This is a genomic window from Pseudoalteromonas sp. C2R02, from assembly GCF_018860845.1.
Lineage (GTDB): Bacteria > Pseudomonadota > Gammaproteobacteria > Enterobacterales > Alteromonadaceae > Pseudoalteromonas.
Genome location: NZ_JAHKQC010000024.1, coordinates 30,707 through 56,314 on the forward strand (window position 1 = coordinate 30,707; position 25,608 = coordinate 56,314).

At 35.8% G+C, this 25,608-nt stretch carries 20 protein-coding genes and 1 rRNA gene; 2 read left to right on the top strand and 19 right to left on the bottom strand.

The window, feature by feature from the left end; genetic code table 11:
• Positions 1-181: 181 nt before the first annotated feature.
• From ftsX to ftsY, 3 genes are all read right to left on the bottom strand, one after another.
• A complete protein-coding gene (ftsX, locus tag KO527_RS08055) occupies positions 182-1,168 on the bottom strand; it encodes a permease-like cell division protein FtsX (protein WP_216039822.1) in 987 nt (328 codons plus the stop codon).
• The gene (gene ftsE / locus KO527_RS08060; protein WP_042148173.1) at positions 1,165-1,842 is read right to left on the bottom strand and encodes a cell division ATP-binding protein FtsE; all 678 of its coding nucleotides are present in this window, start codon (positions 1,840-1,842) and stop codon (positions 1,165-1,167) included. The genes ftsX and ftsE overlap by 4 nt, the downstream gene beginning before the upstream one ends.
• A gap of 103 nt (positions 1,843-1,945) precedes the next feature.
• On the bottom strand, positions 1,946-4,066 hold the full coding sequence (ftsY, locus tag KO527_RS08065; RefSeq protein ID WP_216039823.1) for a signal recognition particle-docking protein FtsY: 2,121 nt from the start codon (positions 4,064-4,066) through the stop codon (positions 1,946-1,948).
• 91 nt (positions 4,067-4,157) lie between these two features.
• On the opposite strand from ftsY, the gene rsmD reads away from it, so the two are divergent.
• Positions 4,158-4,739, top strand: a complete 582-nt coding sequence (rsmD, locus tag KO527_RS08070; RefSeq protein ID WP_216039824.1) for a 16S rRNA (guanine(966)-N(2))-methyltransferase RsmD — start codon at positions 4,158-4,160, stop codon at positions 4,737-4,739.
• A gap of 48 nt (positions 4,740-4,787) precedes the next feature.
• Here the strand turns inward: rsmD and panP are convergent, their stop codons facing one another.
• From panP to KO527_RS08105, 7 genes are all read right to left on the bottom strand, one after another.
• Positions 4,788-6,431 (bottom strand): pyridoxal-dependent aspartate 1-decarboxylase PanP, encoded by a 1,644-nt coding sequence (gene panP, locus KO527_RS08075; RefSeq protein WP_216039840.1) that lies wholly within the window; start codon positions 6,429-6,431, stop codon positions 4,788-4,790.
• Positions 6,432-6,694: 263 nt separating this feature from the next.
• Positions 6,695-7,375 carry an SAM-dependent methyltransferase gene (locus KO527_RS08080; RefSeq protein WP_216039825.1) on the bottom strand — a complete coding sequence of 227 codons (681 nt, stop codon included), beginning with the start codon at positions 7,373-7,375 and terminating at the stop codon, positions 6,695-6,697.
• On the bottom strand, positions 7,375-8,148 hold the full coding sequence (locus KO527_RS08085; protein WP_216039826.1) for an ABC transporter permease: 774 nt from the start codon (positions 8,146-8,148) through the stop codon (positions 7,375-7,377). Before KO527_RS08085 ends, KO527_RS08080 begins: the two co-directional genes overlap by 1 nt.
• Positions 8,148-9,083: an ABC transporter ATP-binding protein gene (locus tag KO527_RS08090; protein WP_216039827.1), complete on the bottom strand. Its 936-nt coding sequence runs from the start codon at positions 9,081-9,083 to the stop codon at positions 8,148-8,150. The genes KO527_RS08085 and KO527_RS08090 overlap by 1 nt, the downstream gene beginning before the upstream one ends.
• A 57-nt stretch (positions 9,084-9,140) precedes the next feature.
• Complete coding sequence (locus KO527_RS08095; RefSeq protein ID WP_216039828.1) at positions 9,141-9,770, bottom strand: flavin prenyltransferase UbiX; 630 nt, start codon at positions 9,768-9,770, stop codon at positions 9,141-9,143.
• Positions 9,763-11,124 (bottom strand): UDP-N-acetylmuramate:L-alanyl-gamma-D-glutamyl-meso-diaminopimelate ligase, encoded by a 1,362-nt coding sequence (mpl, locus tag KO527_RS08100; RefSeq protein ID WP_216039829.1) that lies wholly within the window; start codon positions 11,122-11,124, stop codon positions 9,763-9,765. Before mpl ends, KO527_RS08095 begins: the two co-directional genes overlap by 8 nt.
• Before the next feature lie 70 nt (positions 11,125-11,194).
• Positions 11,195-13,636, bottom strand: coding sequence for a zinc-dependent metalloprotease (locus KO527_RS08105; protein ID WP_216039830.1), 2,442 nt, complete (start codon positions 13,634-13,636; stop codon positions 11,195-11,197).
• Positions 13,637-13,824: 188 nt separating this feature from the next.
• On the opposite strand from KO527_RS08105, the gene KO527_RS08110 reads away from it, so the two are divergent.
• On the top strand, positions 13,825-14,793 hold the full coding sequence (locus tag KO527_RS08110; protein WP_042148249.1) for a class 1 fructose-bisphosphatase: 969 nt from the start codon (positions 13,825-13,827) through the stop codon (positions 14,791-14,793).
• 57 nt (positions 14,794-14,850) lie between these two features.
• Here the strand turns inward: KO527_RS08110 and KO527_RS08115 are convergent, their stop codons facing one another.
• The 9 genes from KO527_RS08115 to rrf form a co-directional block, all read right to left on the bottom strand.
• The gene (locus tag KO527_RS08115) at positions 14,851-15,627 is read right to left on the bottom strand and encodes a transporter substrate-binding domain-containing protein (RefSeq protein WP_216039831.1); all 777 of its coding nucleotides are present in this window, start codon (positions 15,625-15,627) and stop codon (positions 14,851-14,853) included.
• 87 nt (positions 15,628-15,714) lie between these two features.
• Positions 15,715-16,959, bottom strand: a complete 1,245-nt coding sequence (locus KO527_RS08120; RefSeq protein WP_216039832.1) for a hypothetical protein — start codon at positions 16,957-16,959, stop codon at positions 15,715-15,717.
• A gap of 9 nt (positions 16,960-16,968) precedes the next feature.
• On the bottom strand, positions 16,969-18,270 hold the full coding sequence (locus KO527_RS08125) for a deoxyribonuclease II family protein (protein ID WP_216039833.1): 1,302 nt from the start codon (positions 18,268-18,270) through the stop codon (positions 16,969-16,971).
• 129 nt (positions 18,271-18,399) lie between these two features.
• Positions 18,400-21,210 carry a collagenase gene (locus KO527_RS08130; protein ID WP_216039834.1) on the bottom strand — a complete coding sequence of 937 codons (2,811 nt, stop codon included), beginning with the start codon at positions 21,208-21,210 and terminating at the stop codon, positions 18,400-18,402.
• A gap of 314 nt (positions 21,211-21,524) precedes the next feature.
• Positions 21,525-22,457 carry a biotin-dependent carboxyltransferase family protein gene (locus tag KO527_RS08135; protein WP_216039835.1) on the bottom strand — a complete coding sequence of 311 codons (933 nt, stop codon included), beginning with the start codon at positions 22,455-22,457 and terminating at the stop codon, positions 21,525-21,527.
• Positions 22,457-23,149, bottom strand: a complete 693-nt coding sequence (pxpB, locus tag KO527_RS08140) for a 5-oxoprolinase subunit PxpB (RefSeq protein ID WP_216039836.1) — start codon at positions 23,147-23,149, stop codon at positions 22,457-22,459. The genes KO527_RS08135 and pxpB overlap by 1 nt, the downstream gene beginning before the upstream one ends.
• Complete coding sequence (gene pxpA / locus KO527_RS08145) at positions 23,149-23,895, bottom strand: 5-oxoprolinase subunit PxpA (protein ID WP_216039837.1); 747 nt, start codon at positions 23,893-23,895, stop codon at positions 23,149-23,151. Before pxpA ends, pxpB begins: the two co-directional genes overlap by 1 nt.
• Position 23,896: 1 nt before the next feature.
• On the bottom strand, positions 23,897-25,111 hold the full coding sequence (locus tag KO527_RS08150; protein WP_216039838.1) for an Nramp family divalent metal transporter: 1,215 nt from the start codon (positions 25,109-25,111) through the stop codon (positions 23,897-23,899).
• Positions 25,112-25,435: 324 nt separating this feature from the next.
• Positions 25,436-25,550 (bottom strand): 5S ribosomal RNA (gene rrf / locus KO527_RS08155).
• Positions 25,551-25,608 lie beyond the last annotated feature (58 nt).

The following is a 25,608-nucleotide window of genomic DNA, read 5'->3' on the forward strand; positions in this document are numbered from 1 at the left end:
AGTCTTTCTCTAAGAGTGCTAACTTCAATTTAATTCTTTTGACCTAAATGTCAAGCCTTAAGTTCAAATGAATTTTCAATATAAGAATAACTAAAGAAGGTGAGTGAAAGCGAGGGCATAAGTGTTACAAATCATGTCTTTTAGCACTCTACATAGTGAGAGTGCTAATTATTTAATTTTATTAGATTTTATCTGGCTCTATTGTTTTAATATAACGTTTAACCGAAAGAAAAGAGCCAAAAAGCCCCAATAAGACAGCTAAAATTATTAAATTCATAAATTCAAAAAAAGATAAGCCTTGTAATAAAAACTCTGCTTGATAAACACCTGCAACTTCAGAAACCGCAGAGCCTAACCACCACATCATTAACTCAATACAGATATAAGCAAAGAAACCGCCAATAACACCATACCAAATACCAGTCCATAAAAATGGCGTTTGAATAAATTGATTTGTTGCACCTACAAGCTTCATTACCTGAATTTCTTCTTTCTTATCCATAATTGATAATCTGATTGTATTACCGATTATCAAAATCACCGATGTAAGTAATAAAAATGCGATGGTGATAACGCTTTCGCGTAATAAACTCAATAAAGCGTTAAGGCGCTCAAGCCACTCTATGTCTAATTTTCCAAAATCTATCTCACGTTCATCTTCAAGTTTAGCAAGTAATTTACGAGCAGTTTCTGGTTGAGAGTGCCGTTTAGTTGGCGTTACTGAGATAACACTTGGCAAAGGATTTGAATCTAAATAGTCTAATGCCTGACCAAAACCTGAAACCTGTTTGAACTCTTTTAGAGCAGTATCATTTGAAATGTAGGTTACAGCAGATATTTCTGGATATAAATTTAAGCGTTTAACTAAGCTATTTGTTTCTTTCTCTGACAAGCCTTGTTTTACAAATAACGATATTTCACTGGCATTTTCAAAACCACTACTCACTTGCTGAACATTTTTAACAACTAGGTAAAGTGTTGTTGGTAAGGTTAAACTCACGCCTAATACAGCAATCGTCATCATAGATGCTGTTGTCGTACGCCACATTTCACCTAAACTATGCACACCTTGACGCATAATATTTAATACAACAAAGTACCAGGTCATAACTAAAGAAGTATCTGTATTAGTGGCTTGAGTTACTCTGCTTTTAAATAATAAACTCATGATATATCTGCCTTAAGCGGATCTAATAACAATTTGCCTTTATTGAGTGTTAAATTGTGGTATTTCATACGTGCAATTAACCCTAGATCATGAGTCGCAATAAGCACCGTTGTGCCATGGCGATTAAAGTCTTCAAATAACTTAAGGATCTCCCAGGATAGCTCAGGATCTAAATTACCCGTAGGTTCATCAGCTAATAAAATAGGGGGAGAATTTACAATTGCACGGGCAATACCGACTCTTTGTTGCTCTCCACCAGATAAAGTTTCAGGATAACACTTAACTTTACTAAGTAAGCCAACTTTATCTAAGGCAGCATGTACGCGTTTTGTAATATTTTTACGATGCATACCTTCTATCACTAAAGGTAGTGCAACATTATCAAAAATATTGTGCCTCGCTAATAGTCTGTGATTTTGAAAGATCATGCCAATATCACGTCGCACGAAAGGAACTTGTGATTTAGAAATTGAATTTAAATCCACGCCATTGATCATCACATTACCGGCTGAAGGTCGCTCCATTACACTGATAAGTTTTAATAATGTGCTTTTCCCTGCACCACTATGACCTGTTAAAAAAGCTAACTCACCTGCTTTAAGATGAAAGCTTACTTTCTCTAGCGCAGTATGTCCGCCGGGATATGTCTTACTTACTTCCTGAAAATTTATCATTATTATTTTTTATTTAAGTTATTTCATTAAGTTAATATATTAATAGATATAAAAAAGGGCGCTAAGCGCCCCTCTACTATATCTTTATTTCATTCATTAAGCATTATTTTTGATTTTCAGTATCTTGACTAAATAAAGCATCTATAAAATCTTTGCTTTTGAAAGGTCTTAAATCATCAATGCCTTCACCAACACCTATGTATCTAATTGGAATATTAAATTTATCTGCAACCGCAAAGATAACGCCACCCTTTGCAGTACCATCTAACTTAGTTAATGTAATACCAGTTAGCCCTACAGCCTTATTAAATAAATCAACTTGGCTAATGGCGTTTTGACCAGTACCAGCATCTATTGTAAGCATTACTTCATGTGGCGCGTTTGGATCTAACTTTTTCATCACTCGAGATATTTTTTCAAGTTCTACCATTAAGTGGTCTTTATTTTGTAAACGCCCAGCGGTATCTGCAATTAAAACATCTACTTTACGTGCTCTTGCAGCTTCTAACGCATCAAATACAACTGATGCACTATCAGCCCCTGTATGCTGTGCAATTACAGGGATATCATTTCTTTCACCCCAAACTTGTAACTGCTCAACAGCTGCGGCTCTAAAGGTATCACCAGCAGCTAACATAACTGATTTACCTTGTTCTTGAAACTGCTTAGCAAGTTTACCTATGGTTGTTGTTTTACCAACACCATTTACACCTACCATTAAGATAACAAAAGGCGTATGTTCTTCTAATTCTATATCAAGTGGTTTTTCTGCTTGCTCAAGCATATTAGCCATATCTTGTTTTAGAATTTCATATAAAGCTTCACCGTCTTTAAGTTGTTTACGATCAGCGGTTTTAGTTAATCCATCAATTAACTTAACGGTTGTATCAACACCTAAATCGGCAGTTAATAGTTGAGTTTCCAAGTCTTCAAATAAATCATCATCAATTTTTTTACCTGAAAATATACTCGCTAAACCAGAACCTAAATTTTGCTTGGTTTTTATTAAGCTATTTTTTAGTTTGCTGAAAAAACCTTGTTTCTTTTTCGGTTTTTCTGCTTTTTCTTGCTCTAAACGTTCTGCTTCAAGTTTTGCTTGTTCCGCAGCTTCTTGCTCAGCTTGTTCTTGTGCTAAACGCTCTGCTTCAATACGCGCCTGTTCTGCAGTTTGTTCTTGAGCCAAACGCTCTGCTTCAATACGAGCCTGTTCTGCAGCTTGTTCTTGTGCTAAACGTTCTGCTTCAATACGAGCTTGCTCTGCAGCTTGTTCTTGAGCCAAACGCTTTGCTTCAATACGAGCCTGCTCTGCAGCTTGTTCTTGAGCCAAACGCTCTGCTTCAATACGAGCCTGTTCTGCAGCTTGTTCTTGAGCCAAACGCTCTGCTTCAATACGAGCTTGCTCTGCAGCTTGTTCTTGAGCCAAACGCTCTGCTTCAATACGATCTTGTTCTGCAGCTTGTTCTTGAGCCAAACGCTCTGCTTCAATACGCGCCTGTTCTGAAGCTTGTTCTTGAGCCAAACGCTCTGCTTCAACTATTGCCTGTTCTGCAGCTTGTTCTTGAGCCAAACGTTCTGCTTCAACTATTGCCTGTTCTTGCGCTAAACGCTGCGTTTCAACTTGTTCTTGCTCTGCAGCTTGCTCTTTTGCTAATAGTTCAGCTTTTTCTTGCGCTAAACGCTCAGCTTCAATTCGTTCTTGCTCTGCAGCTTGCTCTTTTGCTAACTGTTCAGCTTTTTCTTGAGCCAAACGCTCTGCTTCAATTCGTTCTTGCTCTGCAGCTTGTTCTTTTACTAATAGTTCAGCTTTTTTTTGCGCTAAACGCTCAGCTTCAATTCGTTCTTGCTCTTTTGCTAACTGTTCAGCTTTTTCTTGTGCTAAACGCTGCGCTTCAATTCGTTCTTGCTCTGCAGCTTGTTCTTTTGCTAATAGTTCAGCTTTTTCTTGCGCTAAACGCTGCGCTTCAACTCGAGCTTGTTCTGCAGCTTGCTCTTTTGCTAACAGTTCAGCTTTTTCTTGCGCTAAACGCTCAGCTTCAATTCGTTCTTGCTCTGCAGCTTGTTCTTTTGCTAATAGTTCAGCTTTTTCTTGTACCAAACGTTCTGCTTCAATTTTTGCTTGTTCAGCGGCTTCTTGTGCTGCTAACTCTTCTGCTTTTTGTGTTTCTTCGTTATCTTTTTTGCCGCCAAAACCTAACCAAGAAAGAAATTTATTTTTTTTTGCCATGCTTGTTAATAACCACTCAAATAAATCTGATAAAATGTATATATACGCAATCTTGCAATGTTAACACTTTCATAGAAGACTTTCACATAAGATGAAGAAAAAGACGACTAAATCAAATAAAAGCAATGCAGGTCATATTCGGATCATTAGCGGTCAATATCGTGGTCGTAAACTACCAGTGCAAGATGTAACAGGATTACGACCAACAACTGATCGTGTAAAAGAAACCGTTTTTAATTGGCTAATGACAGATATCAGAGATGCCAAGGTGCTGGATTGCTTTTCAGGCTCTGGCGGTTTAGGTTTTGAAGCTTTATCAAGGTTCGCAAAAAGTGCGACTTTTTTAGAGTTAGATCAAGGGGCAGCTAAACAGCTTAAAGACAATTTACAAACGCTAAAAGTTGAAAATGCGCAGCTATTTGTAGGTGATACATTGAAATTATTAGAACAGTTAAATGAAAAGTTTGACTTAGTATTTGTAGATCCGCCATTTAGACAAGACCTTGCACAAATAAGTTGCCAAAAACTAGAAGATTTTTCTCTACTCAATGAAGATGCATTAATATATTTAGAAATAGAAAGTGACTTAAAAGGATTTAAAGCACCCAACAACTGGCAATTAATAAAAGAAAAAAATGCAGGGCAAGTAAGTTATCGCCTTTATCAAAGATAAAATAACTTTAGCGAAGCTCATTATGATGAAGCTTCGCTAAAATGTCCTTTATTCGCAATATTTACTTAAGTATTTTTTGAAAATAGGGTCACTCGCAGCTAACTCTTTTTGTTCTTCAAGAATATCTTTCAATATCTGCTCAGAAGTTAAAGGATTTGCCAAAACAACTCTAAATACAACTGTTGGTAATTTATTATACTGAGCAGGTGTTAATCGTGTACGAGATACAAATGAAAACCCTTGTTCCCTTTGTCTCTTTTGAATACTTGCTGTTAATCGATTCAATGCGATATAGATATCTAACTTTGTTTGCTCATCTAAGGCGTCTTCACCTTCTGCGAGTAACAGTTGTTTAATTTTTTGTGGTACATACCTGTAAGTTAAAATACACAGTTCAGGCTCAGTAACCACCTCAAAATCATTTGATGAATGAATTAAATCAGCAAAAAAACGGGCTTTTTCTATGCCTTTATCAATCAACATTTCATAGCCTTCACGGCCAATGATCTGCAAACATGCATGCACTAGCATTGCCATTCCAGGGCGACTTCCCTCTAATGTATGGCTACCTAAATCTTTTGAACCTTTTCTTAAGATATATTCAGCATGATGCTCTATTACATTTGAAGCTTCAGGGTTTTTAAACAAAACTAATCCAGATCCCATAGGCACATACATTTGTTTATGTGCATCTATCGTAATTGAATCAGCTCTTTCTACGCCTTTGAGCAAATGTCTATTGTTGTTCGATAATAAAGTTGCGCCACCCCAAGCTGCATCAACATGAAAATGACAGTCTAGCTCTTCACTTAAATCCGCTAATTCTATTAAAGGATCTATGTTGCCCGTTTCAGTAGTACCAGCAACACCCACGATAGCCATCACTTTAATGCCTTGGCTTTCAAGCTCATGTGCTTTTTCTCGCATAGCCTGTACATTAACTTTATTGTCATCAGCAGTTTCAATCGCAATAAAGTTGTTTCGACCAACACCTAAAATATCTGCAGCTTTACCCAAAGAGTAATGGGCTCGCTCAGATACTAAAACAGCGAGTCCTTTATAACCATAATGCAACATTGCAGCCATCAAGCCTTCACTTGTAATGCCTTTAAAGTCACCATCAGATTTTAATAAACGATTGCGTGCGATCCATAATGCAGAAATATTAGCGATAGTACCGCCAGAACAAAAAGCACCTAAGGAGTTTTTAGCGCTGTGCATCCACTTCTGATAAAAGTCATTATTTTCGCCATATACTAAATGATGCATCATGCCTAAAACTTGTCTTTCTAATGGCGTAAATGCTTTTGATGTTTCAATTTTCACTAAGTTTTGATTTAGACCAACCATTAGCTTAGATAAAGGTAAAACAAAATGTGGTAAAGCAGAGGTCATATGGCCAACAAAACTAGGCGCAGCCGTATGAACAGAATGAGCAACAAGCTTTTCCATAATGGTATTAGCATGATCAGAAACAAATGTGGGTTGCTCTGGTATTTGTGAGTCTTGAAAGTCTTTCTCAATTTCATGTAAAGGTTTTTCAATAGCGGCTATGTTTTCATTTAAAAAACCCACTAAGTTACTTGAAATTTCTTTTTCGATTCTATTTAAAGTTGATCCCGGCGCTTCGGGAGCGGTAAAAATCCGCATTAAACTTTCTTCAGAAGCTACTGCACTGCGCTTTATATTCATTTGTTGCTCGTTCATTGACTGTCTTTAAGTAAACAATTTGATCTAATCACGGTTAAGGTCTTAGCAAATTTCGTTAACTTTACTCAAAAATCTATAAAATGTCTCGTTATTAGCTAAATTTGTCAGTCTATTTGTAACTAAAATATCAAATATTGCGAATTTATAAATAAAAATTAAGCAAACTTGTTTTTAAAATCACTTCCATAGATTGAAATTTGGTCATAAAAAAAGCGAACATAATAGTCCGCTTTATATCTTGTAAGCTATAACGCTATAACAAGCCTATGGCTCTTTTGGCCACTAGCCCAATACTTTCGCTCAAATGGTGTAATTGACTCATCTGATTGATAGAGCTCCACTTGCGTTTTAAGCTTTGCAAGTTCTAATGCACGAGCGAATTCATCAACATAAGTTTTCCAATTACTTCTCAGTTCCAACTTGCCACCTAATTGAATGATATAAGGGAAAACAGCAGCACCGTGCCAACGACGCTGTAAATGCTTTGCTTTAGGCCAAGGGTTTGGATATAACAAATAATGGTGACTAATATTCCATTTATGCTCAACAGCCAAACGCCAAAAATCATTTAAATCTGCACGAGCTAAAATATACTGGCCTTCTTCAGTTTGTTTGTACTCAACATCGTGCTTTTCTAACCTATGCGCAGACTTATCTATCCCGATAATCAGAGCATCAGGGTGCAACTTAGCGATATTAGCTGTGCTTTCACCTACACCACAGCAAGAGTCTAAAATAATATCACCGCCAAATGCTTTAACTTTGGCATTGATTTCATCAAATGCAATTTGTGTATGTTCGCTAATTGGCTTTTTAAATTCAGCATTTAAGTGACGTAAAACCACCTCATCAAGCTTTTCATTTAAGCCTGTCTGGTTAGTTGTAATACTTCTTGAATTAGCTGGATTTGAATTTGATTCATTCATTAATGACGTAGCCCTATGCCTTTTTTAATTAATGTTAATGCGGTAATAAATAACACAGTAATAAATACAACTAATACAGTAAATGCCACTGTTAAGTTCACATCTGTATAGCCTAAAAATCCAAATCTAAAAGCATTTACCATATAAATGATAGGATTTATTTGCGATACAGTTTGCCAAAAATCAGGCAATAATGTGATTGAGTAAAATACGCCACCTAAATAAGTCAGTGGTGTTAAGATAAATGTAGGGATTATGCTGATATCATCAAAGCTATTAGCAAACACCGCATTAATTAACCCAGCCAATGAAAATACTGCTGAAGTTAAAAAGACCGTTAATACAATAATGCCTAAATTATGAATTTGAATATCAACAAAAAACATTGAAACACAAGTCACAATTAAGCCAACTAATAAGCCGCGAGTCATGCCGCCGCCCATATAACCTAATACAATAATGTAATTGGGCACCGGAGATACCAGCAATTCTTCAATACTTTTTTGAAATTTAGTTGAATAAAAGGCGGAGGCGACATTGGAATACGAGTTAGTAATAACCGACATCATAATTAACCCTGGAACAATAAATTCCATGTAATTAAAACCGCCCATTTCACCAATACGAGAACCAATCAAATTACCAAATATCACAAAGTAAAGTGTCATCGTGATTGCTGGCGGTACTAAAGTTTGCACCCAAATTCGTAAAAAACGAATACACTCTTTAATCCAAATGCTTTTTAACGCGATAAGGTTACCTGTAAAATCCATTATGCAACCTCACTATTATTTGCTTTGTTTTTATTTAATAAAGAAATGAATAACTCTTCTAATCGATTAGATTTATTACGCATACTTAAAACCGTATTCTCTTGTGCGCTTAACTGCTCAAAAATGCTATTTAGACCTTGAGATTTAACAATATCAACTTCTAATGTGTGATCATCAGTCATTCTAAAATCATAACCACTCAAATTTACTTTTTTAACTGGCTGCTTTAAATCCAAAATGATTGTTTCTTTATCCAATGTTGCTAATAAAGACTTCATGCTGGTATCTTCAACTATGATGCCTTTATCTATTATCGCAATATTCTTACAAAGCATCTCGGCTTCTTCTAAATAATGGGTGGTTAATATTATTGTGACGCCTTGCTCGTTAAGTTCTTGCAAGAACTCCCACATAGAACGCCTTAACTCAATATCCACACCCGCAGTTGGTTCATCAAGAATCAATACTTTAGGTTCATGCATTAATGCACGTGCAATCATTAACCTTCGCTTCATACCGCCAGATAAAGTACGCGCAGCCATATCTTTTTTATCAAAAAGCTCTAGTTGCTTTAGGTATTTTTCAGCACGCTCAAATGCAAGCTTGCGTGGCACACCGTAATAACCTGCTTGTGTTACCAAAATATTATTTAGGGTTTCAAACATACTAAAATTAAATTCTTGTGGCACTAAACCAAGTTCAGACTTAGCAAGCTCCAAATCAGTATCAATATCATGACCAAAAATTTCGACTTTACCTTGTGATTTATTCACAAGAGAAGCAATAACCCCAATTGTGGTCGATTTACCTGCACCATTTGGACCTAACAAGGCAAAAAAATCACCTTTATTTACTTTTAAGTCGATACCTTTTACGGCTTCAACCCCATTTTTATAGGTTTTTTTCAAACCAGAAATACTAAGCGCAACTGTCATTTTATTCTCTTTTTATGGGTATCCGACGCAGATACCAAAAAATAAATTTCTGAAATACTAGGACTGATAGCCCCAACGTTTTTGAAGGTCGTGCTCAATAGATAAATGGTCTAAAATTCTGCCAACCATAAAATCTACTAAGTCATCAATTGTTTGTGGTTTATGGTAAAAACCGGGTGCGGCAGGCATTATGGTGACGCCCATTCTTGCCAGTTTTAACATGTTTTCTAAGTGTATTTCACTAAAGGGTGTTTCTCGTGGTACTAAGATTAATTGGCCGCGCTCTTTAATCACAACATCAGCGCCGCGCTCTAATAAATTATCAGAAGCCCCCATGGCAATTGCTGATACAGTACCTGCACTACAAGGACATACAATCATTTTTTTAGGTGCAGCCGAGCCAGAAGCAACCGGGCTAAACCAATTGTCTTTGCCAAATACTTTTATTTGTTCTGGTTTCGCATTTACCAAAGCGGTTAATTGCTCAGTTGCTTTACCCTCATTACCAGAAAGTTTTATATCAGATTCAGTATCAAGTACTACGCGAGCAGCTGATGAAATCAGAACATATACCTGATAGTTTTGAGCAACTAATACTTCCAATAATCTTAAACCATATGGTGCACCAGATGCACCACTAAAAGCTAAAGTAATTGGCGAATTAAACTCAGTGTTGGTTTTAAGCATTTGTGATCCCAAATTTATTTTTTAATGCGCCGATCAGCTTTTGATGAATACCGTTAAAGCCGCCATTGCTCATAATCAATATATGCTCATCTTGATTGATATTTTCAAGTACTTTCGCAATTATACCATCAATATTTTGTAAGCAGTCAGCATCAACCTCTTTGGCTGCTTGTGCTAATGACCAATTAAGGTTTTCAGGTTCAAATAAATAAACATTATCAGCATCACTTAATGAATTAATCAGTGTATTTTGATGAACACCCATTTTCATTGTGTTAGATCTCGGCTCTAAAATAGCATGTATTTTTGCATTACCAACTTTAGCTCTTAAACCTGCTAAAGTTGTTTTGATTGCAGTTGGGTGATGGGCAAAATCATCATAAACAGTAATATTATTTACTACTTCTAATAATTCCATACGGCGTTTTGGAGAAATAAATTCAGCTAACGCATCAATAGCGTGTTCAACAGAAATCCCAACGTGTCTGGCGGCTGAAATTGCCATCATGGCATTTTTTACATTATGCTCGCCAATTGCTTGCCAAGTTACTTTTCCTAAAACTTGTCCGGCTAGTAAAACTTCAAACTCACTTCCATCTTCTGCTAATAAGTTATATGACCAATCTTTACCCAATTGTTCCGTTTCGCTCCAACAACCTTTATCAATCACTTGTTCTAATGCTTTATCTTCACTTGGCCAAATCGATTTACCATTTTGCGGTAACACACGCATTAAATGATGGAATTGGGTTTGAATTGCTTCTAGATCTTTAAATATATCAGCATGATCGAATTCAAGATTATTTAAAATTAAGGTTCTTGGTAGGTAATGTACAAATTTACTACGCTTATCAAAAAAAGCTGTATCGTATTCATCAGCTTCTATTACAAAAAATGGTGTTTCGCCTAATCGGGCTGAAATACCAAAATTTTGCACTACGCCACCAATTAAAAAGCCAGGTTTTAATCCCGCATATTCCAAAATCCAAGCTAACATACTTGATGTTGTTGTTTTGCCATGAGTTCCTGATACAGCTAATACCCAACAGTCTTGTAATAAATTATGCTTTAGCCATTCAGGACCTGATGTATAAGGTAAACCTTTTTCTAGTACATATTCCACACATGGATTACCACGACTCATCGCATTGCCAATCACAACCATATCAGGTTTAGGCTCTAGCTGTTTTGGGTCATACCCTTGTGTTAACTCAATGCCTAGCTCTTCAAGTTGAGTGCTCATAGGCGGGTAAACATTTTGATCTGAGCCAGTAACTGTATGTCCCAGAGATTTAGCCAAAGCTGCGATCCCACCCATAAAGGTGCCGCAAATACCTAAAATATGAATATGCATAGAGAGAAAATTCATCCTAAAAAAATGCCCGGATAAACCGGGCAAATAAAAATATATTATAAAAACATGATTAAATTGGCGAACCTGGTGGCATAGCTAAAGCTTTAAAATCTTTAGACCATTCTCCAGTATTTAAATACGTTTTAATTTGCTGTGACAAATATACCTTAAACTGGTTATCTGCTGCAGATTTATTTTGCCAAAATGATACTTCGCCTAACTCATCAGCTAAATTGACTAAGTAAAATTTTAGTTGTGCTTGTACTTCCGGCTCAACATTTGTATCAGCTGCTTTATCAGCAATCGCTTTTACCGTTAAATATGAAATACGTTTTGCAACTAAAGCAGTTAACCCTGAATCTTCGTTTTTCTCAAAAACAGCTTTATTTAATGCTGATATTAAATCATCTAAGTTCAGGTTATTAGCTGAGCGAGCACCTTGTTGATTTAATCTGTTTAGTCTTTGGCTATTTAATAATTGCTTTAAACTATGATTGATTGATGTTTCTGCCAATGCCATCGCATCTAATGTAAGACCTGTTCTGCCTTTAATGCTTTCACGTGTTTTATATTCACCATATGCTTTAGGCGGGATCAAAGATAATATTGATTCAGGCATAACCAACACTTTTGCATCAAGCGTGGTTAATAAAGCATTCAAAGCCACCAGCTGCTTTCCTTTATCTACGATTTGAGCGCCTTTTGCAGTATCACCCGTTCGAACTTCATAATCATAATCAACACCAGCAATCAGTTTAGCAACCGCTTGAACTTGAAAGCGATGTAATAAATATAAAGGCACTAAAACTTCTTCCAATTGAGATATTGCAGTACCAGACTTAATATTGTTTAAACCAAACTGATTGAGCGCTTTTTTACGAATAGATAATAAACGAGTCAATTCAGCTGCAGGTGCTTTGCCATTATCCCAAAGGTGCGCTGTTGGATGCGCGCCGCCTGTTGGTCTTGCATCAGAATCAGATATAAACTCTAACCCTTTATTTTTATTCTCAGCTAAGATTGCAGCTAATTCTTGCGCTTCGTTTTGGCCAAATTCACTATAGCCATATTTAACGACTTGTGTATCCCACTCGCCCATGCCTGCCGCATAACCGGCTTGTGTATTTAAGCTGCCATTCTCATTAAAGCTAATAAGTGGGTGCGGATAATCCATTACAGAAGCACGGTCTTTTATAGATGATGAAAAGTTATGTGCAATACCTAGTGTATGTCCAACCTCATGCGCACTTAACTGGCGAATACGATCTAGCGCCATTTTATGTAATTGTGCGCGAACAGGATCATCACTTAACTCATTACCTGTTTTATAAGGCGCTGCTAATGATTCTGCTAATAAGATATCTTGGCGAACACGTAACGAACCTAAAGTCACATGACCTTTAATAATTTCACCTGTGCGAGGATCTATGACAGATGAACCATATGACCAACCCCGTGTTGCGCGATGAACCCATTGAATTACGTTATAACGAATGTCCATAGGATCGGCGTGTTCAGGTAATATTTTAACTACATAAGCATTTTTAAAGCCCGCAGCTGTAAAAGCATCATCCCACCAGCGTGCACCCTCTAATAATGCTGTTTTTACAGGTTCTGGTACGCCCGGATCTAAATAATAAGTAATAGGTTCAACTGGCTCACTGATTTTAGCGCTTGGGTCCTTTTTAATTAATCTATGGCGAGGGATATAACGTACAAACATAGATTCACCTAATGGTGCTGCATAGTCTTTATGTTCTATGCTCCAGTAGCCTGATTGCGGATGAAATTTACGGGGCTGATAATTATCATCGGGCAGTTCAATTAAAGAATGATGTAAATTTAAACTAATTGAATAAGGATCAGCTGATACTTGGCGAACATGCTTACCAGGTTTTGAACCTTTAAAAGTTAACACAGCTTCAAGCTCTGTATTTTTAGCAAAAGACTTTGAACGCGCCATAAATACAGCACTTCTGCTTTTATCGACTGAATAACTACCTTGTTTACGCTTAGATAGAGTACGAGATACACCATGCACATCGGATAATAAGTAAGGTGTATAATCTATTAAAACGCTGTCAGCATTTTGCGCTGAAACTTTAAAACCATGTAAAATGCTAGAAGCAAATGCTTCTTTGATACTTTGTTGTTCAGCTTTATTTGAGGTATTTGCCCGATAATAAGTATTAAGTTGTCTTAACATCACTTTATTACCCATTTTTTCAAACTGAACATAGCGTGTTTCACCCATCTGCCCACGATCTAAACCAATATCGTTAGACCCTAAACCATGGGGTAAACTTTGCTGTAATAAAAAAGGTTGAGCTAATTTATCTAATTTTAGGTATAAATTTCCGCTATTTTCATCATAAAAAAATGTGAAATAGCCAGGAAATCTGTTCATATCCTTGGTAAAATCGTCAATAGATTTAAGTGCGGCGTGTGCTTGAGTTACAATAGATAACAGCAAGAGTGAAGTTAAAAGTACAAAAGACTTAAGTTTTAGCATAGTTTTATCTTTTATTTTTGTAGTTAAAGTTAAGTTCAAGTTTGATATTTTAAGTTAATAACTTAAAAATATTGTTAGAATGATACACAATATACAGAATTATCAAACAAATTAATTAACCAGCGTTACTGATTTTGCACTCTCACTACTGCAAAAATCATACATACTATTAGTTTCAGGAATTAAAAATGCGTAGATTACCACCGGTATTGCTTGAAGATGGCTGTCCAAGAGAATTACTATCTTTGATCCGAACAACCCTTGCTGCCTGTAAAGAAATTTCATTCAGAGTTGGTCAAGGTGCATTATCAGGCGTACTTGGTTCAACATTAGATGAAAATATTCAAGGTGAAACTCAAAAAAAATTAGATGTGCTGTCTAATCAATTATTGAAAGACATTTTATTAGAGTCTGGTTACGTAAAAGCTATCGCTTCAGAAGAAGAAGACTACACAGTAGCAGGTAACCCTGATGCGAAATATATTGTATCTTTTGATCCATTAGATGGTTCATCAAATATCGATATTAACTCATTGGTAGGTACTATCTTCTCTATTATGGAAGCGCCTGAAGGTTCTGATGCAGCTGATCCAAGCATCTTTATGCAAGCTGGTAGAAAACAAGTTGCTGCAGGTTATGTATTGTATGGCCCATCTACGATGTTGGCACTTACAACAGGTAAAGCAACACGTTTATATACATTAGATAAAACGCACGGTAGCTTCTTATTAACTGAAGAATCTGTAACCATCCCAGCAGATACACAAGAGTTTGCAGTTAATATGTCAAACCAAAGACATTGGCACGCACCAATGCAAAACTACATAAATGATTTACTTGCTGGTGATACTGGTCCTCGTGCTAAAAACTTCAACATGCGTTGGATTGCAGCTATGGTAGGCGATGTGCATCGTGTTTTATGTCGTGGTGGTATTTTTACTTACCCTAGCGATACTAAAGATCCTAAAAAGCCAAATAAATTACGTTTATTATATGAAGCAAACCCAATGGCGATGTTAGTTGAAAATGCAGGCGGTTTAGCTATTGCAAATGGCCAACCTATCTTAGATATTGAACCAGAAGCAATTCACCAAAGAGTTGAAGTAATATTAGGCTCTAAAAACGAAGTAGAAAAATGTTTAAGCTATTATAAATAAGCTAATTTTTCATTTAAAAAAGGAAGCTTCGGCTTCCTTTTTAATACCTAAACCGTATTAATTCAATTTATACGAATCAATTATTTTTTTAAATTCTCCAGTATCTTTCAATTTTTGTAATTCATCATTTAAGATTTTAACTATTTCATCAGAAGTGTTTATATTCAAAGCTAAAAAGTTGCCTTGTGTATCAATCATTTTCACCGCTGGTTCAACTAGATCAATGTTAAAACCGAGCTTTTGAAATATATAAGGTAAAACAATATCTGAGCCTAAAATCAGATCTACCTTTCCTAATAAAAATGGCTGAAAATATTGTTTTGAATAAGAAAATGGCATCAGGTTTTCGCCCACTTTAAATCCTAAGTTTTCGAATAGGTCTTGGTAAACACCGCCTCTAACAATAGCCACAGAATACTTCTTTGCATCATCCAATGATGTTAAATGCATATCTCCCCTACTTTTTAATTTATATAAATACCCTTGACCAGAAGCTAAAGGACCAACCCATTTAAACATCTGCTCTCGGTCAGCCGTGCGAGCTGTAGAAATTAAGCCATTTTTTTCTAGGGTATGCGTTTTTTTAAATGCACGGGTCCAAGGATATAACTTTATATCGTAATTAACTCCAGCATTAGAAAATAAGGCTTTAATGATATCTACATTGATCCCTATGATTTCTCCTGAATCTGAAGTGAAATTATATGGCAACATTTCTTCCGTATTAATTGTTAATGTATAACGTGTTTTTTTTGCGGAGGCAGGAGCTATCATCAAACAAAAAATGATAATCAGAAGAATTGATAATAGTGAATAAAATCTAAAACCTATCATGCTCAAAATATATATAGAATGTATAAAATTAAGTTTAGTATAAAGAAAAGAAGTCAGTAAAAGAAAACTGACTTCTTTAAAAGTCGACTAAAGTGGCACTTTAAACTCAAACTCAAGTGATTCAGAATTAGGATCAGGATAAAACAATGAACCTTGATGTGCTACAAGATTATTAACCTGTTCAGATAACGCTTCATCATTCCAATATGTTATGCATTCCTCAATTAAATCATGTGGATTTTTATTTGGATTATCAGCCATTAGTATTTGCCAACGTGCTGCGGCTAAATCCGCTTTCATAACAGCTGTTACACCTTCTTTTTTTCCTGGTGCTAATTCACCACTGCCAACAAAGTTTTTATTTGAATTATCTCCAATTTGACCTTGGGCATAGAAACGATAAGGATGATTAGCAGCTAAAACAGCCGTTTTTTTACCTGGAATAATTTCTGCTATCGCAACTTTATTGATCCCTAGCTTTTGATCTGTGTCTTTGAGAAATACTGTTTCGAACTCTTCTCTTGGATGTTTACCGTAAATCACAACAGGAATAGTAAACTCTGAGTCAAGAGCTGAATCATTTAATAGCAGTTCAACTAAATCTTTTTGATACTGTGTAAAATACTCTATTGGAATTAAACCATATTTAAATTTGTCTTTATTTTTTGGAACTTTAGAGCCTTGATCGTCTGGTGCAGCAATCGGAGTGGCATCAATTACCGTTTCATAAAGTCGAGTCTGTGCTTTTGTTATTAAGCCATTGGCCATTAAAAGCTCTTCCCAGCGTACAGGCACAGGATCTTGTAAATAATCTTGCATCGGGTTTAATAAGCGTATTGGCGGATAATGGAAAAATTGTAATGACTTTTGTTTAACCATAGGTAAGCCTAATGGTAAAAAGAAACGCCATTTATCTGTTTTTTCAGGATCCCACTTACCAGCCTTCTCTAATTTTGGAAAAACATCATTTAATGCTTTTAAACCGATATTAAGTAATTTAGGTAATCTTTCAGCATAAATAGCAAAATCAGCAGCAAGCGTATCATCCCCTTCTAATTGTAAATAAACATGGGATTTGCTTAAATTGATTTTCGCCTCAACATTAACAGAACATGCCACATCTTCTTTGCTTTTAACTTCAATTTTTTCATCTTGTTCCTGAACAATAACTTCAGCCTTCACCACTTTAGCCGAAAAACCATCGCGTTCTAACATTTGTGTGCACCAATGAAGCACAGTTTCAGCTAATGATTGCTTATCAGTAGGGATATTTGGGTAGGAAAATGCCAACTTTACCGATGGTTCATCGCCTAAATTAATTTTTACTTTCATCTTCATTCCTTAAGTTATTTTTCCGCTTATTCTTTCTATTTCGTTTAAACTTTGCCAAAGAAGCGGCTCGTGAAAGCATATCGCACCACCACCACGTTTTTCTTGTGAAGTCATTCGGTTCATATCAGCAATGCATACCCAACTTATATGAGTTGGGATATCTGTTTCATTATCTGTTTTACCGCGCTCTATTGCCTCTTCAGATATAGCCCATTTAGCGTGATCTTTAGTATAAGACCAGTGATAATCACTCAGCATATTTCCTTTATGGTCTTTCAGCATTTGTAAATCTACATGGGTGATTTCATCTATAATTTCTTTATCACCTAAATCCTTAAACTCATGGTGATACTCCCTCCCTTTATAAGTCGTTATGAAATCTTGTTTACCATAATCATCAGGGATATCTTTACCGTCTTTTGTTGGGAGGACTGCTGTTTTTGTTAATCTACGCCAGGTTTCTATTCGTAAATCCACTTCTAAGGTAGGCCCGACTAAATCAATCCAAAAATCATCAAACCAAGCACCGCTTTTTGCGAGTAACCTAAATGACTTTCCTTCTTTTGACTTAAAAGTAAGATCTGATGGACTTTTTTTACCGTGTTTTTCAGCATATTTTTCACTATAAGCAGGAGGTAAAGAGCCTTGTGCTAATTGCCAAAGCTCAGAATATTCTGAATCTTGTTTGATTATTGATGGTAATTGGCTACCAAATACTTGTGGTTGATGTTGCTCTTGTAATACATTTGCGATTGATTGAGCTGCCGCGACATTTTTTAAGCTAATACAGATAAAAGTTTGCGCATATTGATCTGCATACTCAGGATAAAAAAATGCTTGTTCATTGTCTAAGTGCAATCCAGGGATCCGTGGTGTTGAATGAGATAACCAAAAAGCAGTATCTGATTCTAAATCAAACGCCAATGTCCCTTTACAATGGCCATTATGCCCATGATCTATAGGTTTACCTCTGTCGCTAGCTCTTGCATTTTGACTATAGAATTTTGCAGGTACATTGGGTGGAAAATCTGAATTTTGCATTGAAGCTGGATATTCATCATTATAATGTATCCAACCAACATTAGGACTTTGACTTTCAAATAGCTGCTGTAAAGTATTAAATAAAGCCCCTTGAGGGCCATTGCCTAATTTATTGCTTGATAAACTTAATGCTGTTTTTTGTCCTGATTGAAAGTATAAATACTCATTACCTAAACTAACCTTATCTTCAGGCCCACATCCTTTAGGTAATTTATACATAAACCACCAATCAACATTTGTTGAACTTAAATCACTTTTAGCACTTAGCATAACCTCTCCTTTAAAGAGGTACACTAGCTTATAACATCATGTAATATCAACACTTCCTTATTATAAAATATGTTTAAATACAAAAAAGCCACGGAAAACCGTGGCTTTTTGAATAATAAAGAAACTAAATTAACGACACCCTGCTGTATCAAAATCAACAACTATTGATGCACCATCAGATTCACCTGACACTTTAATGTAGCCCCAGTACTCACTTAAATTAGTTAGGTAAATACATTCACCATTTCCTGAATTATAAGAAGCACCTTGAGTATTTGAGCTATTTGGCCACCCTAGGTTACTAAACTCTAAATCTAAGTTACCTGTACCATTTCCTGACGTGATAGCAATGCTTGAATGTGCACTCACATCACCAATAGTTAACCATGTAGTACCGCTGCCTAAACAAGCCTCTGAGCCGTTTTGTAATTCACCACCCGTTTGAGGGCCTTGAACAGCACATGCATTAGGCATATTACCAACTGGAGAGCCACCTACAAAACTACCTTTAAGATTAGTATCAAAACTATTATAGCCACGTAGCATTACATGATATGTACCAGCTTGAACATCTGAAATAGTACATGTTTCGTTATTGCCACCTTTCCATGGACGACAATCATATGTACTCGTTGTAGGTGCTGAACCAAAACGTACATACAAATCAGCATCACCGGCGCCACCTGAAGTTTCAAAGCTTAAATCAGTTGCTCCTGCAGGTACTTCCATCGTATAGAAAGTTTCTGAATCTTGCGCTCCAACAACATTAATCGAAACACCATTTTGCAAGCTGTTATCAGGAACTATTACACCTGATATATCTGCTGAAGTAGTTGTTGTTGCCGTTGCGTTGTTATTGTCTAATACAGTTAAAGAAACAGTATATTGACCTGCGCTTGTATAAGCATGGCTAGGGTTAGTTAATGTACTTGTTGAACCATCACCAAAGTCCCATGCATATGAAGAGATAGTACCATCAGGGTCGTAACTACCATTACTACTAAAGCTAATAGCCATATTTGTATCACCAGTATACGGACCATTAATATCTACGATAGGTGCTTCATTTGCAGGTGGATTCGTGCCACCACCAGTATCACTCGTTACTGTTTGAGTCCAAGTAGTAAATTCATTACTGTAATTAGCGACCCAAGTATTTAAACGTGCTTTATATGCAGTCCAATCACCGGCACGAGTTTCAGCTAGCATCGCTTTAACTTCGCTAAAATGTCTTTCAAACATAAAACGAACTGCTAAATAGCCCCAACGATAAATTCGGTCTTGATCAAAACCATCGTAAGTTGTTTCAAATACAGCACTCAAGCTATAAACCGAACCATCATGAATTGTATCTATTGCAGCTTGGTTATTATTTTGATTTGCAACATATTCAGCAACACCTTCAGCCCACCATACTACTTTTTCTGTTGGTGTATTAAAATCACCAAACAAATCAAATCGGCCATCTAAATAATGAACATATTCATGTTCCAAGTTCCAGACATAGTGATCTGCTTTTGCGTAATCAGCTTCATAAGCAACAAAGTTTGGAATATTGCCAACAACTGATGGGTCACCTTCTAAATACATGCCACCGTTATTAGTATCAATACCAAAAATTGGGCCGCCATATTTGCCATAATCATTTGAGCTATCAAATATATTAACTTGTAACTGGTCGTTGTTATCACCTGGGATAGGCACACTGCCTGATTCCATTTTATTATGGAAATAAGTTTCTTCTGCACCCATAGTGGCACATGCTGAAGCCTGCTGAGTCGCAGTTAAGTTTTGTGAGCGAATTTTAATTGTTGGGCTACAAATATGAGTTTGAGAAAGTACTTGTGCTTCTAACTGATCACCATACCCACAAATATTATAATCATTACAATTGCCATAATAACTCGCAGTATCTGCAGCACCTAACCAAACAGCATCACCATTGCCATACATTTGATAAGTAGAGAAAATTTTATTTAAGCCTGAATCAACCGTAGCCTGAATTGAAGTACCTGTGTACATTTTCATGCGGCCGAGCTCTCTTGCTGCATTAGCGATTAAATATTCTGAATCAGAATTAACCATCCAAGACTGTTGAGTAAAGCTATTTAAGCGACTAACTAATGTTGTATCATTTGCAACTAAAGCTTTAAAATTATCGTTATATTGACCACGAAATAAAATAGTAAAAATACTATTTACTGCGCTTCTCATATTCCACTTAGCACCATAACTTTGATTCCAGCGGCTTAACCATTCTTTAACTACCGGTAAATAAACATCTTGTTGCTCAGAGCTATCCATAGTAATTAAAACTTCAGATAATGTTTTACCGTGACCATCATTATCATCATAAAAATGCGCGTTATTAACAAAAGCATCAATAGCACCTTTAACCGCCGGTTTTACCCAAGAAACAAAGTTAACGTTATTATTGTAAAATTCAACATAATAACCTGCTCTTAAGTATAAAAACATCGCTTCAATATCCGGATCACCTCCACCGGTATAAGATTGCGAAAGACCTTTAAGATGGTTTGCGACTGAATACATATTATCTGACGAATAAGCTGATTGCTGAATGCTAGAAGAAGCATTAAATAATTCATTTACACAAGTAGAACCCTGAGATTTTATTGCGTTAATTAAAGTATTTGCATTTGAAGTAGTAAATGAATTGACATCACATGCCGCAGCAGCCATGACTGTATTATTTACAGAGTGCTTATCTAAACTATGTAAAGCCTTAGTATCTATAGGCTGATAAATACTGTGTGCTTGAGGTGTATTTTTATTTACAACCTCAGGAATACCATGGACATGCTTTTCTTCTTGATGGATTGTCGGTGCTGATTGAGGCGCACTTGGTTGCTGTGCAGCAAAAGCTGAAGCGCCTACGAGTAGTGTCGATACTGCTACAAATAATTTATTTAATTTCATTTTACCCTCTATTGTTATTTCATTATTAATAAAATGCTTTTTGCTTTTATTTAAAACACTCGATTTCCTACTCGATACAAACAGTAATAAAAAGCATACTTCCCCTAAAGCAGGTACAAAGTAACACAAAATTAACATTGCATGCAATATATTTTATTTAATATTCCAACAATTATTTTACAAATATGACACTTTAAAAACAAAATCAATGAGTTGCTTCTTTGTGAAGAAATATAAATTAAAAGTCTAAAAATAGGACGTGACGAGAGTAGTTAAAGCATTTAATACTTTAACAAAGTAAAAGAGGAACTAAATTATTTATCCAAAAAGTTTAATGCTTGCTGTTGCTTATTAAATATTTTATTCGCTTGATTATGGGATATAAACATAAAGCTAACTTTATCATTCGCTTTAAGTTGCCCTAATAAAGGGAGATCTGAAGTAATTATATTGGCAATTCTAGGGTAGCCACCAATTGTTTGCCCATCCACAGATGAAATAATAGGTAAACCAGCCGGGGTAATTTGAATACTGCCTTGCATCAATCCACTAGATGTTATTTCTATCGGATTTTCAAACTCTAATGCGCTTTCGTTGAGTCTAATTCCCATACGATTAGAGTTGGCATTAACAGAGTATTTTTTAGCGATAAAGTTCGCCTTTTGTTTCTCAGTAAATAAATTGGTTTCTACTGATGTTGTACATCTAAGAATATAGCTTCCTGTATATGCGTTATTTACATACTTGGGAACTTTTTTGTCATCTTTTTTATTTCTATCTAGTAGGAGACAATTTAATTTTTCACCATTTTTAAAGGATCTTCCTTTATAACCGCCAAAATTAACTGTTAAATGAGTTGAATAACTATTAAAGATCTTGGGAACATCAATTTTTGTAGAAAGACTTAAATATGCTCTCGTACCATTAATTAACTTACCAAAAGACAAAATATCTCCACTGGTGACTTGGATTTTTTCATTGTTATGAATAGATTTATTATTCAAGCTGAGTTCAAATTGTGCACCGCTGATCGCAATAAACATATCTTGTTCAAATCGAATTACTGGTCCAACTAATGTGATTTCAATTACTGCACTATTTAAGGGATTAGATAGAAGCCAATTAGCCACCTTCAACGCAATAAGATCCATAGCACCACTATGTGATATACCATTATGCATTTGCCCTTGACGTCCAAGATCTTGAATACTCGTTTGCATTCCTGATTTTATAAAATACAAACTCATTAAAGACACTCCTTAATTGCTAAGAATTCATCTTTAGATATCGATGAAAATTTAACTTTATCAAGTGGATTTGCAATAAATGGTAGTTCAGAGTTCGGATTAAATAAATTTAAAGGTGTGCGTCCTATAATATGCCAACCTCCAGGGCTTGAAACCGGATAGATCCCGGTTTGATTTCCGCCTATACCCACTGAACCGGCAGGAATAGAAATAGCTGGAGTCGACTTCCTAGGGCAAGATAAATTAGCGGATAGACCCCCCAAATATAGAAACCCAGGTAAAAAACCAAGCATATGAACCAAATAAGTTGCTTGAGTATGCTCAATGATCACTTGCGCTGTATCTTTCTTACAATAGTAGGCAAGCGACTCTAAATCTGGAGCGAACTCATCTTCATAACACACAGGAATTTCGATTATTTTTGGCTGATAGACTTTCTGTGGTAATGGATGAGTTAATAATAACTCAATATCCTTGGTTAACTTATCAAATTTAATTTTTTCATTATCAAAATAAACAGTTAAACTTTGATATGCAGGAATAATATCTATTATTAACTCATGAAAATTATTTCTAAACACCTCAGACAAGCAAGTAATATTTTTAGTTAACGCCTCTGAAATAACATCATTAAATAATATTGTAATAGCAGAATCACCATTCATTACTATTTCGTATTGCTCAATTTTCACTATATTAAAAATCCAGCAGAGGTTAATTGAAAATGTAAAGCCTTGGCGATTGTAATTGCTTCAGGATTGTCACCATGCAAACAAATTGTTTTCACCTGGGGTGTAATAACTTTACCATCACTGGTTTTAATTCCTTGATTGCTGGCTAAGGATATCGCTTGAGCGATACTTAGAGCTTGTTCAGTCAAAACAGCATTTTCTTCACTTCTAGGTGTTAAATGACCTGATGAGACATAAGTACGGTCCATAAAACCTTCGGCTATAAAATCAATACCGAGTGCAATACACCGCTTTTCAAATATACCATTGGCAAGACCATAAACTTTTAGGGATAGATAATTATATTTTATTAGCTCTGCTAGCTTAGAGGCTAATTGAGGTTGCTTTTCTAGATCATTATATAACGCACCATGAAACTTAATATGATGTATTGAAATATTAAGTTTTGATGAAATCCTGAGAAAAAAATCAAGTTGCTTTTGGATACTCGTTACGACTTCTTCGACTGAAATATCTAAAGAAACACGACCAAAGTTTGCTTTGTCCTCATATCCTGGGTGAGCACCTATTTTAAGCCCATTTAATTTTGCATTAAGTAAAGACTGTTTGATAATACTTTCATCTCCAGCATGACCACCACAAGCAATGTTACAGCTAGAAATATAAGGCATTATTCTAGCATCATGCTCACAATCAACTAGAGATTTACCTTCGCCTAAATCGCAATTAATATCTATATACTTCATATTACAACATCCCAAAAGCCGACATTAAGCTTCGGCCACTTAATAAAAGAGTAACCAAAACAACACTGATAGCTAATAAATTTTGTATCTTATTATTTTTATAATCACCCAGTAATTTTGAATTCATAACCCAAACTAAAAAAATCGCGACTAAAGGTAGTAAAATACCATTAGCAACTTGGGCAAACCAAATGATAGATACAGGTTTATATCCTAAACTAGCTATTATAACGCCGATCAATAAAATACTAAGCCAGATACCTTTAAATGAATATGAATTTAAACTTTTATCTAAATTAAGAATGCCACTTAAAGCAAAAGCTGCTGCAAGCGGCGCAGTGATCGCAGAGGAGATACCAGCAGAAAATAACCCTATTGCAATAAATAAACTAGAATAATCACCAAAGATTGGAGCCAATGCGGGTGCTAAATCTGCAGCGTTATTAATCGATATATTTCTTCCAAAAAATGCCGATGCTGCTGTAGAAACAATTGCAATCGTAATTAATCCACCTAAAGGGATTGCAAAATAGAGATCTTTCCTCGCCTCAGGTAATTGCTTTGGTGATTGCCATTTACTACTTACGCTAGATGAGTGTAAAAATAAATTATAAGGTACAACAGTCGTTCCTATTAATGCAATTACAGTCAAAGTTGCTCCATTAGGAATGCTTGGAATGAAAAGACCAGAGAAGAACATACCAAGATCAGGCTTTGAAATAACAGCTGTTGCAATAAATGCGATACTCATTAAACCCACAAGTACCATAAGTGCCCGCTCAATTATTTTATAACTACCCTTTATTAGAACTGTAAAAGCAATAAAACCTATAAGGATTGGCCACAAGGAAATGTTAGCTGTGATGTAAATATCAGAAAAGAGATTTGAAAGCCCTAAACTTGCACCTAAAATATTACCACTTTGATAAGCCCCATTGCCAATCACAATAGCCGAAACAGTTAAGCTTATTGCTATCAGTTTAAGAAATGGGTTTGTACAGGCTTCTCTTATATTTTCACCTAAACCTTTTTGAGTAACAACCCCTAGGCGGCATGCCATTTCCTGTAAGATTAAGGTCGCTACCATAGAAAATAACAAAGCCCATAATAATGCAAAACCATAGTTAGCCCCAGCAAGAGAAGCCGTTATCACAGTACCTGGTCCTATAAATGCCGCTGTAACTAGAACGGCTGGCCCTACCTTTGGAAGTTTCATGTAAGTATTTCTTTTTATTATTTTTTGTTTTATAACATTTCTGTAATAAATAGGCTAGAAGCGGGTAGTTCTATTAAAAGAAAGAGGCTAATAAATAGTATAAAAACGACGATTTATTAGGTACATACGTAGGCGGGCCTTGAGCTGCGATTAGGTTACTCGTAATTAATATCTCAATCCAAAAAAACAATACATTTCTGTATCGAGTTCTTCTTGTGATTATGAGAGTGGAGCCTGATGTATTGGCATCTTTAGTCTGAATAATATTAAACTCCAAAACGCAAAAAGCCCAACTCATTGAGTTGGGCTTTCTACTAATTAGGAGCCTGGCGATGTCCTACTTTCACATGGGAAACCCCACACTATCATCGGCGCTGTTTCGTTTCACTTCTGAGTTCGGCATGGGATCAGGTGGGTCCAAAACGCTATTGTCACCAAGCAAAATCTGTTGATTATGCTTATGTTTCGTTCTTTAATAAATTCGGTCTGCTGATACA